The sequence below is a fragment of the Myxococcus sp. CA023 genome, assembly GCF_010998615.1.
Classification (GTDB): Bacteria; Myxococcota; Myxococcia; order Myxococcales; family Myxococcaceae; genus Myxococcus.
The window spans coordinates 136,055-150,510 of record NZ_JAAEAH010000004.1; the positions used below are offsets into that span (position 1 = coordinate 136,055).

General features: G+C 67.3%; 14 protein-coding genes and 1 tRNA gene. 8 read left to right on the forward strand and 7 right to left on the reverse strand.

What is annotated here, in order from left to right:
* Positions 1–249: 249 nt before the first annotated feature.
* The gene (locus F8M74_RS02435) at positions 250–522 is read left to right on the forward strand and encodes a hypothetical protein (RefSeq protein WP_141253441.1); all 273 of its coding nucleotides are present in this window, start codon (positions 250–252) and stop codon (positions 520–522) included.
* Positions 523–614: 92 nt separating this feature from the next.
* On the opposite strand, the gene F8M74_RS02440 is transcribed toward F8M74_RS02435, so the two are convergent.
* Positions 615–911 (reverse strand): hypothetical protein, encoded by a 297-nt coding sequence (locus tag F8M74_RS02440; RefSeq protein ID WP_216619624.1) that lies wholly within the window; start codon positions 909–911, stop codon positions 615–617.
* Between the two features lie 180 nt (positions 912–1,091).
* Here F8M74_RS02440 and F8M74_RS02445 point away from each other — a divergent pair, with 180 nt between their 5' ends.
* Positions 1,092–2,681: an MBL fold metallo-hydrolase gene (locus F8M74_RS02445; RefSeq protein WP_141253440.1), complete on the forward strand. Its 1,590-nt coding sequence runs from the start codon at positions 1,092–1,094 to the stop codon at positions 2,679–2,681.
* A 57-nt stretch (positions 2,682–2,738) separates the two neighbouring features.
* Here F8M74_RS02445 and cysC read toward each other — a convergent pair whose 3' ends face one another.
* Entirely contained in the window at positions 2,739–3,296 is a 558-nt protein-coding gene (gene cysC, locus F8M74_RS02450; RefSeq protein WP_141253439.1) for an adenylyl-sulfate kinase, read from the reverse strand.
* A 106-nt stretch (positions 3,297–3,402) separates the two neighbouring features.
* Between cysC and F8M74_RS02455 the strand changes: the two genes are divergently transcribed.
* Positions 3,403–4,188 (forward strand): thioesterase II family protein, encoded by a 786-nt coding sequence (locus F8M74_RS02455; protein ID WP_216619623.1) that lies wholly within the window; start codon positions 3,403–3,405, stop codon positions 4,186–4,188.
* 9 nt (positions 4,189–4,197) lie between these two features.
* On the opposite strand, the gene F8M74_RS02460 is transcribed toward F8M74_RS02455, so the two are convergent.
* Positions 4,198–4,974, reverse strand: a complete 777-nt coding sequence (locus F8M74_RS02460) for a 4'-phosphopantetheinyl transferase superfamily protein (protein ID WP_141253437.1) — start codon at positions 4,972–4,974, stop codon at positions 4,198–4,200.
* A gap of 201 nt (positions 4,975–5,175) precedes the next feature.
* On the opposite strand from F8M74_RS02460, the gene F8M74_RS02465 reads away from it, so the two are divergent.
* The 4 genes from F8M74_RS02465 (at position 5,176) to F8M74_RS02480 (ending at position 9,451) form a co-directional block, all read left to right on the forward strand.
* A complete protein-coding gene (locus F8M74_RS02465) occupies positions 5,176–6,429 on the forward strand; it encodes a glycosyltransferase family 2 protein (RefSeq protein ID WP_141253436.1) in 1,254 nt (417 codons plus the stop codon).
* Positions 6,426–7,526: a hypothetical protein gene (locus F8M74_RS02470; protein ID WP_141253435.1), complete on the forward strand. Its 1,101-nt coding sequence runs from the start codon at positions 6,426–6,428 to the stop codon at positions 7,524–7,526. Before F8M74_RS02465 ends, F8M74_RS02470 begins: the two co-directional genes overlap by 4 nt.
* Before the next feature lie 51 nt (positions 7,527–7,577).
* Positions 7,578–8,717, forward strand: coding sequence for a hypothetical protein (locus tag F8M74_RS02475; RefSeq protein ID WP_141253434.1), 1,140 nt, complete (start codon positions 7,578–7,580; stop codon positions 8,715–8,717).
* Positions 8,718–8,881: 164 nt separating this feature from the next.
* Positions 8,882–9,451 (forward strand): hypothetical protein, encoded by a 570-nt coding sequence (locus F8M74_RS02480; protein ID WP_228559135.1) that lies wholly within the window; start codon positions 8,882–8,884, stop codon positions 9,449–9,451.
* A 142-nt stretch (positions 9,452–9,593) separates the two neighbouring features.
* On the opposite strand, the gene F8M74_RS02485 is transcribed toward F8M74_RS02480, so the two are convergent.
* On the reverse strand, positions 9,594–11,201 hold the full coding sequence (locus tag F8M74_RS02485) for a Rieske 2Fe-2S domain-containing protein (protein WP_141253432.1): 1,608 nt from the start codon (positions 11,199–11,201) through the stop codon (positions 9,594–9,596).
* A 266-nt stretch (positions 11,202–11,467) separates the two neighbouring features.
* Positions 11,468–12,556 carry a carbohydrate-binding protein gene (locus tag F8M74_RS02490; RefSeq protein WP_141253431.1) on the reverse strand — a complete coding sequence of 363 codons (1,089 nt, stop codon included), beginning with the start codon at positions 12,554–12,556 and terminating at the stop codon, positions 11,468–11,470.
* 349 nt (positions 12,557–12,905) lie between these two features.
* Between F8M74_RS02490 and F8M74_RS02495 the strand changes: the two genes are divergently transcribed.
* Positions 12,906–13,865, forward strand: a complete 960-nt coding sequence (locus F8M74_RS02495) for a TerC family protein (protein WP_141253430.1) — start codon at positions 12,906–12,908, stop codon at positions 13,863–13,865.
* A gap of 147 nt (positions 13,866–14,012) precedes the next feature.
* Here F8M74_RS02495 and F8M74_RS02500 read toward each other — a convergent pair.
* Both F8M74_RS02500 and F8M74_RS02505 read right to left on the reverse strand, forming a co-directional pair.
* Positions 14,013–14,084 (reverse strand) — tRNA-Val (locus F8M74_RS02500).
* A gap of 90 nt (positions 14,085–14,174) precedes the next feature.
* Positions 14,175–14,444: a hypothetical protein gene (locus F8M74_RS02505; RefSeq protein WP_011553508.1), complete on the reverse strand. Its 270-nt coding sequence runs from the start codon at positions 14,442–14,444 to the stop codon at positions 14,175–14,177.
* Between the last annotated feature and the right edge of the window lie 12 nt (positions 14,445–14,456).

Consider the following 14,456-nt stretch of genomic DNA (forward strand, 5'->3'; position numbering starts at 1 on the left):
CACGAGAACAGCTTGACGAGAAATGGTTCACCAACGCCTGACGCCCATCAATGCCATGAACAGCATCCAGACGCAGCCCGACTAGCTCACCGTGAAGGGCCCCCGCCACTGAGTGGAGCACCTCCCTCGCGGGCCCCTCGTTGACAGAGCGAGCCCGTTTGCCTTCCGACAGTCCGCAGCCCCCACGTGCCATTGACACGATCTCCGGCTATTCTGGGAGCGCACCATCTTCTCACAAAAGGGGAATTCATGCATATGGACATCATGGTGGGTCTACTGACAGTGGGACTGCTGACGGGCTGTGGCGTCGAGGAACCCGACACCGCCGGACTCGAACCGGAAGCCCAGGCCATCCCCTGTCGTGACATCACCGGCCGGGACTACGTCATCACATACTACGCGGAGCCCGCGAAGGTCACCAAGGTCGGTGAACTCCAGTGCGGCTGCAGCACGCCGGAGAGAGTCCTCACCGGAACGCAGACGGCCCACTACGAGAAGGTCTACGGCTGCTTCGCGATGTAGTGATGCGGCCTCGCCCTACCTGACACGGCGGAACGGCGCGCGAGCAAAGCGAACCTCGCTGCTCGCGCGCCTGCGCAGACGCCGTCGGTGACTCAGTGCGAGCGGTAGCAGTACCGCCCCGGGTCACCCTGCGTGCAATCCTCGGGACAGGTCCGGGCCGTCTCCCCAGGGCAGCACGCGCCGTTTCCACAGAACTCGCCACGTGGGCAATCAAGGGGACAGCTCAACCGCTCGCCGATTTCGCAGACACCATCTCCACAGACCGCGAGCGTGGCTTCCGACGTGTCGAGCGCCTCATCCTGCGCGCCCTCCGAATCCATGGCGCCAACGCCACAGCCCACGGCCACTCCCACCATCAGGGCCAGCACAACATTCCAAGCTGCCTTCATGGGACGCTCCTTGCTCGAGTTGCACGATGAAAGGGATGCGCCCGAATGCTCGCACGGTTGAGCTAGCGCAAAAGATGCGCCGCGTTGGCCCCGTGCATCACCCTTCGAATCCGTGTATCTACGGGCTCCAAGTTTGCCAAGTTCCCGACGTTTTCCGGACCTCGCTCGGAGGAGCTCGCCATGCTGGACCGCCCCATGTACCTCAAGCCAAACGTCGCCATCGAGCCGCTCTACAATCAGTGGTACGCGTGGTGGTACCTGCTGTCTCCGGCGACGGCCCCGCTGTTCGTGACGAACCTGCACCAGAAGCTGATGCAGTCCTTCGTGGCGAACCCAGACGTGCACGTGGCGGCCCTGAAGAACCCGATGCTGATGGGAGGCCCGTTCATCAACCACCCGGCGGCGAAGGCCCCGCGCGTGAAGGAGCTCCTGGAGCGGACGCAGAAGGAGCAGGCCAACATGCTCGCGTACACCAAGGCGGTGGCCGAGCTGGAGCAGCTCATGGCGCCCAACAACGGCGGCTCCCTGGAGGGCCTCTACGCCAAGGTGCCCGACATCCTCCGCGGCTACGTGGAACTCACGTACGACCTGAGCAACCGCGCCAGCGCGCGGTACATCGAGCCGCTCCTGTACCGCAGCCCCTTCCACAAGGAGTCCTCGCAGAGCGTGACGCTCATGCAGGTGGACGGCGACTGGCGGCCCTACATCTTCAGCACGCCCCGCCTGGAGGAGGACACGCCCCTGTGGCTGCGCGTCCCCTACAAGCACGAAGGCCTGGACGCCCTCTTCCGCATGCGCCACACGCCGGGCTCGCCCGGACAGGTCGCGGAGATGCTCGGCGTGCCCGCCTCCGCCGCGGACGCCTTCGCCGCGCTCTTCACCGACGTCGAGCCCCGCCGCACGGAGCGCTACACCGGTGAGGGCGTGCGCGTGCGCTACTTCGGCCACGCCTGCGTGCTGCTGGAGACGAAGGACGTCAGCATCCTCACCGACCCCGTCATCAGCTACGAGTTCCCCACGGACCTCCCCCGCTTCACCCACTCCGACCTGCCTGAGCGCATCGACTACGTGGTCCTCACGCACGGCCACGCAGACCACCTGATGATGGAGACGCTCATCCAGCTGCGGCACCGGGTGGGCTGCATCATCGTCCCGCGCAACAACGGCAACTCGCTTGCGGACCCGTCGCTGCGGCTGATGCTCCACCACAACGGCTTCAAGAACGTGGTGGAGATTGACGACCTCCAGGAGATTCCCGTGCCGGGCGGCTCCATCACCGGCCTGCCCTTCCTGGGCGAGCACAGCGACCTGGCCATCCAGGCCAAGACGGCGCACCTGGTGCGCCTGGGCGGCAAGTCCATGCTGATGGCCGCGGACTCCAACGCCATCGAGCCGCGCATGTACCAGCACCTGCGCGACATCGTCGGCACCATAGACGTGCTGTTCCTCGGCATGGAGTGCGAAGGCGGCCCGATGAGCTGGATGTACGGCCCGCTGCTGTGCAATCCCCTGCCCCGAAAGATGGACCAGGCCCGCCGGCTCAACGGCTCCGACAGCGCTCGCGCCATCGAAATCACCAACTACCTGTCGCCCAAGGAGGTCTACGTCTACGCCATGGGCCAGGAGCCGTGGCTGCGCCACGTGATGATCCTCGTCTACGACGACAAGGCCCCGCAGATTGTCGAGTCGAACAAGTTCCTGGAGCACTGCCGCACGAAGGGCATCCAGGCCGAGCGCCCCTACGTGAAGATGGAGCGCATCCTCGCTTGAGTCCGCGCCTCCGTCCCCCCGAGGTGCGCGGACATTCCGCCACCTCGGTGACGGGCTTCACGCCGCCGCGGCGGCGTCGAGCAGGCCCCGCTTTCGCAGCGTCTCCAAAACACGCCACAGGCCCGCCTCCACGGTGTCCACATCCGAGCGGACGGTGACGTCGGGCGCGTCAGGCGCCTCATAGGGGTCCGACACGCCGGTGAAGTGCGCCAGCTCGCCGGCCAGCGCCTTCTTGTAGAGCCCCTTCACGTCCCTGGCGATGAGCACGTCCAGAGGCGCCTGGACAAAGATTTCCACGAAGGGGATGCCCGCCTCCTCGGCCAGCCGGCGCACCTCGGCGCGCGAGCTCGCATAGGGCGAGATGGCCGCGGCGATGACGCCCACCCCGTGCTTCGCCAGCAGCCGGGCCACATGACCGATGCGGCGCACGTTCTCCTCGCGGTCCTCGCGGGTGAAGCCCAGGCCGCGGGACAGCCAGGTGCGCACCTCATCCCCGTCCAGCACCTCCACGGGCATCGACGAGGCCAGGTGCGCACGCAGGGCACGGGACAAGGTGCTCTTGCCCGCACCTGACAGACCTGTCAGCCAGAGTATGAAGCCCGCGGAACGCCCCATTGTGACTCCAGAATGACGCCCCTGAGCGTCCCCGAAACGCTAACACGCCACGCGGCCTCCGGGACTTGACCCGTTTTCCGTGGCCATGCGACAGAGCCTTCACGTCATGCAAAGCGCGTCCAACTCGAGCCCTCATGCCCCCGACCGCTGGTTCCCCACCCGGAAGCCGTTGACGGACCCGCGACTGCGGCTGTTCTGTCTGCCGTACGCCGGTGGCAGCGTGGCCATCTACAACCAGTGGAGCCAGGGCCTGCCGGCGGGTGTGGAGCTGTGCCCCCTCCAGCTCCCCGGGCGCGAGCGCCGCCTGTCGGAGAAGCCCATCGGCAGCCTGCCTGCCCTGGTGGACGCGCTGCTGCCCGCCATCGCGCCGCTGCTGGACCGGCCCTTCGCCTTCTTCGGCTACAGCATGGGCGCTCGCATCTCTCTGGAGCTCGCCAGGCGCCTCCAGGCCCGCAATGGCCCGCGCCCCGTGGGCCTGTTCCTGGGGGCCGCCGGGCCGCCGTCCGTCAACACCCGCGAGCCCATCCACCACCTGCCCGAACCGGAGTTCATCGCGCAGCTGCGGCGCTACGACGGCACGCCCGAGGAGATCTTCCAGCACCGCGAGCTGCTGGAGCTGGTGCTGCCCATGCTGCGCGCCGACTTCGGCATCGCCTTCACGGAGGACGGCCCCCAGCCCGCGAAGCTGGAGGTCCCCATCTCCGTCGTCGGCTCGCCCGAGGACAAGCACGTCCCCACCGCGAACCTGGAGCGCTGGCGCGACGAGACGCGAAGCGAGGACGTCCGCGTCCGCCTCTTCCCCGGCGGCCACTTCTTCATCAAGTCGCAGCGGGACGCCCTCCTCGCGCACATCAGCGAGGACCTGAACCGGTGGATGGGCCGCGCGCCCTGAGCCCGCCGTCTACGCCGCCTGGAACCGGGGCGGCGTGTCCCCGGCCAGCGGCACGGTGAACTGCCAGCGCACCGTCAGCGGCTGCCCACGGGGCCGGTTCACCGCCACCGCCGCCTGGTGCCGCTCCGACGGGCGCAACTGAACGAACTGCCACGCCTCCGGCACGTCTTGCATCCGCGGGTCGAAGGAGATGCGCGGCGCCTGTCCCGGCTCCAGGTGGAAGGCGAACTGGTCCAGCGGCAGCGACAGCCCCGCGCCACGCGCCTTGATGTAGGACTCCTTCAGCGTCCAGTACTCGAAGAAGCGCTCCCGGTGCCGCTCCGACGGCAGGGCCTTCAGCGCCGCCACTTCCGAGGCGGCGAAGTAGTGGTCGGCGATCTCCACCGTCTCCCCCTTCCGCTGCGCGTCCTCCACGTCCGCGCCCAGCTCCGCGTCCCAGCCCACCGCCACCAGCGCCATGCCGTCCGTATGGGACAGGTTGAAGCGCAGCTTCGGGCCCCACTCGCCCCGCACCACCGGCCGGCCGTACGTGTTGGTGTCGAAGGCCCAGGCCTCCGGCGCCACCGGCGCGTAGCGCGACAGCGTCAGCCGCACCAGCGCATGGCTCACCAGGTACTGACGCTGGTGCCGCTCGAAGCGGAAGCGCTGCTGCTTGTCGCGCTCCTTCGCGTCCAGCAGCGCCCAGTAGGCATCCAGGAGGCGCCGGTCGTCGATGCGCTCGGGCTCGACAATCCATACATGGACCTCATCCGGACGCAGCGCGAGGGGCTGGAAGTCTGTCGGCATGCCCCCTTTCTACCACCGCCGCCTGCTCGCTCCTGCGTGCTTCTGCGTGGCATGGCCACTGATGGCCACTGTCTCTGACCCCCGAGGCAGTTGGCACACGCCGTTGCCCCCGCCAACCTTTCGCTCGCTCGTGTTGGGGTTCGCTGCGGCAGGTGGGGTCGCGACAAGGGCGGCTCGTGGCGTGATGGGGGGCAGGGACGGATGGAGCTCTTTCCAATTCAGTTACTCTTCATCGTGGTTCTGATGAACCGCTATGTCCTCGGGCCATTGCTACGGCGCCTGAAGGGGCGGCAGTTCGACAGAGTCGACGACACCTACCTGCCACGAGTCGCCATCGTCATCCCGCTGTTCAACGAAGGCGAAGGCATCTACCACGGTGTTCGCAGTCTCCTGGAGCAGGACTATCCCAGCCACCTGCTGCAAATCGTGGTGGTGGATGACTGCTCCAAGGACGACAGCTACGCCTGGGCACTGAAGGCGGCGGAGGGAAATCCCAACGTCATCGTCATGCGCAACCCGGAGAACATGGGCAAGCGCAAGGGCATCAACCGCGGGGTGAAGGCCGCTACGGATGCGGAAATCATCGTGTCGGTGGACTCGGACGTCATCGTCGACAAGGCCGCCGTCCGCCAGCTGGTGCGCCGCTTCGTCAGCCCGCGCATCGCCGCGGTGGGCGGCCGCACCTACGTGACGAACCGTCATCAGAACTGGATGACGCGGATGATTGAAATCAAGTTCCACTTCGCCCAGGAGTGGCTCAAGGACCTGGAGCGCAGCTTCCGCCAGGTGATGTGCCTGTCGGGCTGCCTCACCGCGTACCGCCGCCACGTGCTGCTGGAGCTGGAGCCCATCCTCGAGGCGCGCGCCATCGCGGGCATCCCCATCAAGTACGGCGAGGACCGGTTCCTCACGCGGCAGATCGTCAAGCACGACTACGAGACGGTCTACACGCTGGACGCCTTTTGCTTCACCGCCGCGCCGTCGACGCTGGCCGGGTACTTCTCCCAGCAGCTCCGGTGGCGCCGCTCCAACCTGGTGGACCTGCTGGGCGGCCTGTCACACGCCTGGCGGCTCCACCCGGTCGTGGCGGTCCACTACGTGTCGCAGCTCGCGCTGCTCCTCTCCTACCCGCTGGTCATCGTGCACAACGTCCTGACCGGCGAGTTCTGGGACATCCTTGCCTTCCACTTCCTGGTCATCGGATTGCTGGGGGTCATCTATCGAATCGAAACACGGCACCTCCCCGCGGACCGACGAGTCCACGGCGCCAGCTTCCTGCCCATGGCCCTGCTGATGCCGGTGACGTACGCGCTCTTCACACCGCTGGCACTGCTGACGCTGGACTCGGGGAGCTGGGAGACACGGGGCAGCGCCAACACCGCTCCCGAGACGTCGCCGGCCGACTCCGGGGGCCGCTTTCCTCCCACCCATGCTGGTGAGGGCACTACGCCATGAACCAACGCGTCGCCAATCGCGTCAACAGCATCGCCGTCTCCGCCTACAAGTTCATCGGTTCCCTGCTGCTCGCGCTCATCATGCTCGGGCTGGTGTCCTTCCTGTCCGTTCAGGGCTTCTTCCTGGTGAGCCGCAGCTGGGTGACACCCACGGTCATCTCGCCGACGGACCCACAGATTCTCACGCTCAATACGCAGGTGGCCGCGCAGACGTCCGCGCGCGACCACGTGTTGTCGGACCGGCGGTCGGTGGAGAACCGCATCTCCGACGCCGAGCGCACCGTCGCCGCGGAGCGCGCGTTCCAGCAGCGCTTCCTCGTCGCCCTGCGCGGCGAGCGCGACGCCAAGGACCGGGTGGCACGGCGGCTGTCGTTGCTGCGCCGTGAGTACAGCACCGCCCGGGCGGAGATTCTCCAATCCAACCGTGCCTTCGCCGGACTGGCGCGCACGCGCACCGACGCGCTGTACGACGCGCGCATGATGGAGCAGGAGGAGAAGCTCACCATCAACCACCATCTGGCGCAGCTGGCGCAGAGCAACCTGTCACTGGCGCAGTCCTCGGCGGACCTGGAGACGCGGCTGGATTCGCTCCAGCGGGAGATTGCCGGCCTCTCGGCGGTGCAGTCCGGGATGGGCAAGAACGAGACGCCCCAGGGCATGACGTCCGACGTGCTGCTGCTGGAGCGCGAGTACACGCACTCCGTCCTGGAGCAGGCCCGCGCGGAGGCGACGCTGAAGAGCCTCCAGACGGACCTGGCCGCCCTGGACGAGGTGGCCCTGCGCTACGACACGCTGATTGCGTCGCTGCGTGCGTCGCCGTACCTCAAGGCTATCGAGAGGGACCTCACGGTCGCATTCGTCCCGTACGAGAACATCCCGAACGCCGAGCAGGGCACGCCGCTGTACTCGTGCGCGGCCAAGGTCCTCTGGTGCCATGAGGTGGGTGTCATCGGGCGCGTGCTCGAGGGTGAGGTGTCCCTCAAGCACCCCATCCGCCAGTACATGCTCCGCGGCGTCATGGTGGAGGTCCAACTGACGGACGCGCCCTCCGCCCGGGAAGACCTGCTCCACCTGGGCCGGCCGCCGCTGCTGCTGTGAGTCCCACCACCCTTTGACTGGAGACGGCCTCGGAGCCGGAGACACTCGACCATGCGGATGACCGTCACTTGTGGCGCATTGCTGTCACTTGCCGCGCGCCTGGCGCTGGCCCAGCCGGCGCCTCCTCCCGCGGGAGAACTCACGTCCCAGTCCAGCGAGGACCGGGCCGCCGGCTACTGCGACTTCGTCCGCGGCGTAGGCGGCGCGGAGGCCGCGCTCGAACTGGCGCCCGAGCTGTTCGGGGCCTTCGGCGTGGTCAACGCGGGCGAAGCCAGCGGTGGCGCCGGTACCACGCCGCTGGGTGAGCCCACCCCGCGTGTGACGGCGGGGTTGATGTACGACCTCGTGGGCCTCTACCGCGGCCGGGCCATCCACAAGCGCGCGGAGGCGGACTGCCGCCGTCAGCGGGCGATGATTGTGCTGGAGTCCGCCATCCGCCAAGGCAACGGCCTGGGCGAACAGGCCGCGCTGGAGGCTCGAGCTCGCGTTCTGGAGGAGGCGCTGCCCCACGCCGAGGCGCTGCTCACGTCGCTTCGCAACGACATGAAGCAAGGCCTGGTGACGCTGGAGGAGCTGAACGCGGTGCAGGTCCGGCTGGATGGGCTGCGACAGCTCTCCAGCAACACACAGATTGCTCGCGAGCGGCTGGCGGCACGGCCTCGGATTCAAGAAGGTCAGCGGCTGGAGAGTGTGCTGAACGAGCTGCGAGCCGCGGATGACCAGGTCGAGGCGTATGACGGTGCGCTGCGCCGCTCGCGCGCCTGGCGCGTCAGCGTGCGCGGTGGGTACGACGAGCTCATCGACGTCGACCAGAACCTGCCCCTCTTCGGGCAGCTCACGCTGTCCTACAATCTGGGCCACCTGTGGCAGGGCTCGGCCAACGCACGGGCGAGGGAGGGCCGCCGTCGCGCGACGCTCGACGACGTGTCGGGTGTGCCCCAGCGGGTCAACGAGCTGGTCGCCGAGCTGCGCACCGTCCACCGCACCGAGGAGGGCCGGCTGCGTGAGGTGAGCACCCTGGTGTCGGACCTGGAAGCGCAACTGCAGTCCATGGACGCGCTCCAGACGCGAGAGATTCGCCGCTTCCGCGGCTACCTGATGATGGAACTCACCCGCCTGCGCGCGGAACAGGCCTATTTGCGTGCCCATGTGGAATCGCTTCAGTCCTTCCTGGGTGCCCGGTCACCGTGACACCGCGCCGGCTGCTCGTGGACTGCGGCGTCCTGGCCGCGCTGCTGGGCGCCGGCGCCAGTCCAGCGAATGAAGGCTGGGATGGCGGTGTGGCGTCACGGCTCGCTCCGAGGGAATGGGGTGAGCCGCGCCGCATAGAGGCGCCCCGGAAGAAAGGCAGGCACATGCTGACGCGCGTCCCGTTGTCCCGACTGAAGGTCACTGAAGGAAGCCTGGAGCCCGGCCCCGGCGAGCAGTTCCTCGTCGACGGGCCGCGCATGCGCGCCATCGTTCCTGGAAGCACGACGAGCAACGTGGCGCTGCGCTTCACCCTTCTAGGCCCCACTGAGCGCCAGGTGGCCTTGTCTTCGGGGGAGCAGCGCCAGCAGGTGGGTCTCAAGCTCTTCGCGGTGGATGCCTGCAACGTGCTGTACGCGATGTGGCGGCTGTCCCCCAAGCCGGGCATCGTCGTCAACTTCAAGCGCAACCCGGGACAGCACACCAGCCGCGAGTGCGGAAACCGGGGCTACACCATCCTGCGCCCCGAGCAGCACGTCCGGCTCGAAGCGCCCTCGACAGGGGAGCCCCACACGCTGCGGGCCCAGCTCGACGGCAAGGTCCTCCGCGTCTGGGCGGACGACACGCTCGCGTGGACGGGCGAAGTGCCCGAAGAGGCGCTCGCGCCGGAGGCCCCGGTGGGCCTGCGCTCGGACAATGTCCGGCTGAGTCTTCAGCTCTCCACGCCGCCGCCCTGAAGTGTGCGGACGTTCCGCGCCAGCTCACAGAACGCCCACGGTCGATTAGGGAGGCGAGCCAGGGGCACACCGTCACCGGATCCGCGCTTGCGTCGTTCCCCTGAGCGCCACGGCAACCGCGCGGCGCCCAGGGGACACGGCACTACAGCTGAGGCTGCGGGTCCGCCGCCGGCGTCTGGGGCTTCTCCTGCTCACGCTCTGGCAGCAGCTCCGCGCAGAGCGTGGACGTGTTCTGCGTGCACACGCCCCCCGCGTCCAGGTCGAACTGCCAACGGTGGCGCGGGCACACCAGGTAGCGCCCCTCCTCCACCCAGCCCTCGGACAGGTCGGCGCCCTGGTGGGGGCAGAAGCGCTGGATGGAGAAGCGCCGCCCACCAGCCTCCACCACCGTTCGCTCCCGCTGGGACTCGGTGGAGCGGATGCCCTCGCAGAACTCGCGCATGTCCTCGACTTCCACCCCCAGGAAGCCGTGCAGCACCGGCTCATACACGTCCGGGTTGCGGCTCAGGCGCAGGCGGAACGACAGCAGGAAGTCCTCCCACGTGAGCTTGCGGTCCAACACGCGCCCCACGTCGGCCGCGCTCGTCTTCAGCGTGTAGCGGACCTCTTCCTGGATGTCCGCCACCACGTGGACACGGCGCGCCTTGAAGTCCACGCGCAAGAGCTGCTCCGGAAGCTCCGTCAGCTCCACGTAGAGCGGCATGCCCACGCGCTCGTTCAGGTCGAGGAGGTCCAGCTTGCGCTGCAGCTCCACGCGCAGCCGCTCGTGAATCTCCGCCACCTCCGCGACGAGCAGGTTGCGCCGCCGCTCGCGGAACACGGACTCCTGCCGCTTCGCGTAGTCGTGCAGGTACACCTTCAGGTTCTCCGGCGTCACCCGCTCGGCCACCTGCGAGACGAACTCCAGCGACTTCGCGTCCAGCACGTCCCCGGGCATCGGCTCCAGGTAGCGCGTCTTCCCCTGGGGCAGGCGCTGCCGCAGGAAGGCGAAGAGCTGCGTCGCGTTCGGGAAGATGTTCACCTTCTCGAAATTGAGGTGGAACTGCGCCGGGTCCAGGAAGGCCGCGGGCCCGGCCGCCGCGATGTACGCCCGCGGATGAATCACCTCGAGCGTGCGCGCCACCGCCTCGAACTTGCTCTCCCGCTTCTTCAGCGAGATGGCCGCGTAGGTCTCCGCCGGGTACTCGTAGCAGGTGGGGTGCCAGATGGCCCCGGAGAACTGCGCGGAGAACACGTCGATGGGCCCCTCCTCCGCGACGATGCGCCCCATCCGGTCATGGAGCTTGCAGTCGTTGATGTTGAGGAAGCACTGCCCGTCACCGCGCACCATCACCGCGGAGTCACGGTTGGTCCCCTGCTCCGACACGAACAACTTCACGTAGCCGCCCTTGATGGGGACCTCGTGGCCGTCCTCGCAGGCGATGACCTGCTTGCAGCCATACCTGGCGAACACGTCCTGCAACTCGGAGCGGTGGAAGCGCGGCACCAGCACCGTGAAGTCCCGCTGGCGGATGGTGGCCAGGAACTCCGGGTCGAAGTGGTCCTTGTGCTCGTGGCTGACGTAGAGGTAGCGCTCCTTGCCGGGCGTCTCCAGCTTCTCCCGCACGCGCGGCGCCAGGTGGTGGTTGCACGGCAGCTGCATCCACGCCGAGTCGAATGCCCCGCGGGACGACAGCCACGGGTCCATGACGACAATGGCCCCCGCCGTCTCCACGACGAACCCGGCGTGGCCCAGGAAAGTAATGTGCATGGGAAGTCTTCCTCTCTGACAGCCAGTGGGCCGGCCTGAGCGCCGAGCCCCGACGAAACAGGGCTGCCGGCGGCTGGCTGGCGCGTCGACGCCCGCAAGGTGGGGAGGCCGAAGCCACACTCGCCACCCGCCCGGGAGGTGGACCTTCCCGTCCATGGACGCACGAAGGGCGCGGAGGACCTCGTCGGGTCCCCCACGCCCTCGTGGGACTGCGGACTTCTGTTCAGGCGCGCCTCCGAGCAGCGGGCGCGCCAGGCATCAGCAGCTCACTGCTCCGGCGCGATTTCGCGCACGGACAGCCACTTGAAGTCCACGTCGTCGGTGCTGTCCCAACGGAACGTGGCGATGGGGCCGCCCCACGTGAGCGGAATCGCGCCATCCGCGCCGCCACAGTGCTCGGCGTCACCGCCCCAGTCACCGGCGTCCACGAAGTCGTAGATCTTCTCCCAGGAGACCTTGTCGGCGTTCTCGTTGAGGTACATCTCCAGGTGCACGGCCTCCTTGCCGTTGACCTGCGTGTTCCGCATCACCGTCTTGAAGCCCACCCAGCGGCCCGTCAGCGGCTCCGTCACCTTCTTGTACGGCGCCTGCTCGTAGGAGACGTGCCACGCCTCCTTCTGGAAACGAGCCCGGCCATCGAAGTGCAGCGCGCCCTTGTAGCTGCTGCCCTCACAGCCCTCGTGGTCGTCGTTGTGCCTCCCGCCACGCGCATACATGTCGAAGTTGTCGGACTCATCGGACGCGGAGTTGAGCTTCACGAAGCCCGTCATCTCGATGTTCTTCCAGTCGTTCGGCGACTGCATGTAGCCACGGCTGGCGAGCACGTCACGGTCATACGTGGCGATCTCTTTCGGCTTGTAGCCGGTGGACGTGAAGACGTTCATGCGCACCTTGTCGCTCTTGAGATTCCAAGAGCCGTCCGAGTTGCGCGTGAGGTCGTCCTGCGGATCGAAGCGACTGTCGGACATCGCGTCGTCGGCCAGGAACCACTGCTCACCGCCGGCGGCAGACGGGTGGATCATCGTCACGCCGAACTTGTCCGCGCCCGACTCGACAGGCTGCTCGGGCTCGGTCGACGGGTCCCCGGGATTGGTCGATGGCCCGTCGGGCGGCGTGGTGGCGACAGGATCATCCGGCGAAGTGTCGGAGTCCCCAGGCTCCGGAGTGCTGGGGGTCTGGCCACCGGGCGTCTGCTCGGACGGAGGGGGAGCAGGCACCTGCGGAGACTGGCCAGGGGGCACGGTATGCCCTGGCGCGTTGGAATCCTCGTTACCAGCTTCATTCCCGCAGCCCGTGATGGCGGCCAGCGCAAAGAGAGCACCACACGTCGAGGAAAGAAAACGATTCCGAGTCAAAATAGCGTCCTTACTGCTTGAGGCATGAGGGTGACGAGTCCCCAGGCGCCTATCGCCTGGAGTTGGCTCGACGCGTCCTTCCGTCGGGAGGAGTAGCTGCCCTCAGGGACGGTGACGCCTGGCTGGTCTCATATCCCCGTGTTTGATTAGTCCAACCGGGACGGTTCCAAACCCGTCGCCTTCAAAACCACTTCCCAAACATTTGGGATGTTTTGGACTGCCCGTATGCCGCCTGGGCTACGGAGAGAGCACGGCCGCATTTTGCCCGGGTCCTTCGGTTTTCTCGATGGAGTGTGGCTGGAATTCCTATTTGCGGAAGGCTCGGATGACTCCTATCTGACGCCCCCATATGGAAACCTTCCCAAGCGTCGGCAGTCCGGGCCTGTGGGCCGGCTTTGTCGCCTTCGTCATCGCGATGCTGGCGCTCGATCTCGGCGTCTTCCACCGCAAAGCCCATGTGGTGAAGTTCAAGGAGGCCCTGGGCTGGAGCGTGTTGTGGGTCAGCCTGGCGCTCGTCTTCGGCGCGGGTGTCTGGTGGAAGTTCGGGCCCGAGCCCGGCCTCCAGTTCATCACCGGCTACCTCATCGAGAAGTCGCTCTCCGTCGACAACATCTTCGTCTTCGTCGTCATCTTCTCGGCGCTGCGAATCCCCGCGCTGTACCAGCACCGGGTCCTCTTCTGGGGCATCCTCAGCGCGCTGGCGCTGCGAGCCATCATGATTTTCGCGGGCGTGGCGATGCTGGCCCGCTTCCACTGGCTCATCTACGTCTTCGGCGGCTTCCTCATCCTCACGGGCGTGAAGCTCTTCCTCCAGCGCAACAAGGAGGACAACCCGGAGGAAGGCGCGCTGATGCGTCTGGCCCGGCGGACCATCCCCTCGACGCCCAACTTCGACGGGCACCACTTCTTCACCGTGGAGAACGGCCGCAAGCTGGCCACGCCGCTGCTGATGGCGCTCCTGCTGGTGGAGGCGTCGGACATCCTCTTCGCGCTCGACTCCATCCCCGCCATCTTCGCCGTGACGACGGACCCCTTCATCGTCTTCACGTCCAACATCTTCGCCATCCTCGGCCTGCGCTCCATGTTCTTCATGATGGCCGGCGCGGTGGAGAAGTTCAGCTACCTGAAGGTGGGCCTCTCCGCGGTGCTCGTCTTCGTCGGCACGAAGATGGCAATCATCGACTTCGTGAAGGTGCCACCCGCGGTGTCCCTGACGGTCATCGGCGGCCTGCTGGGCGCGAGCATCGTCGCGTCGCTCATCAAGTCCCGGAACACGCCCACCGGCGACGCCGACGCGCCCAAGGTCTGAGCCGCACCGCGGCCTCACGCCGCGATCTCAAGCCCACTCCGCGCAGCATGCGGGGTGGGCTTTCTTGCGTCTGGCGCGGCGGTGAAGGCGGAGCCCCAAAAGCAGAAAGGCCGTGAGTCCCGATTCGGACTCACGGCCTTTCTTGAGTGGGCGCAGCAGGGTTTGAACCTGCGACCCCTGCCGTGTGAAGGCAGTGCTCTACCGCTGAGCTATACGCCCTTCTGCTGTCTGCTGCCCGCCGCCGGTGTTGCCAGCGGCGAACGCGGGTGTAGATGCCATTCGCCCGCTCAGGTGTCAACGCATTTTCGACTACAGCGCGCCGAGCTTCTCATCGAGCTCGCGCAGCCGGCGCTTGAGGCCGGACAGCTGCTTGCCCAGGGCCTTGAACTCGCTGCGGGGCGCGAAGTTCAGCGCCTTCATCAGCTCCTCCTGCCCCCGGTCGAGCGCCTGCTTGCCGCGCTGGGCTTTCCCAATGGCGTTGGCAATGGCCATGGCGCGGCGGTCGTCGGCCATGAGCTTCTCCATGGCCTTGCCCGACACGTTGAGGGCCTGCTTCTTCAGATCGTCCTTGATTCCCATGGGGTCTCTCGC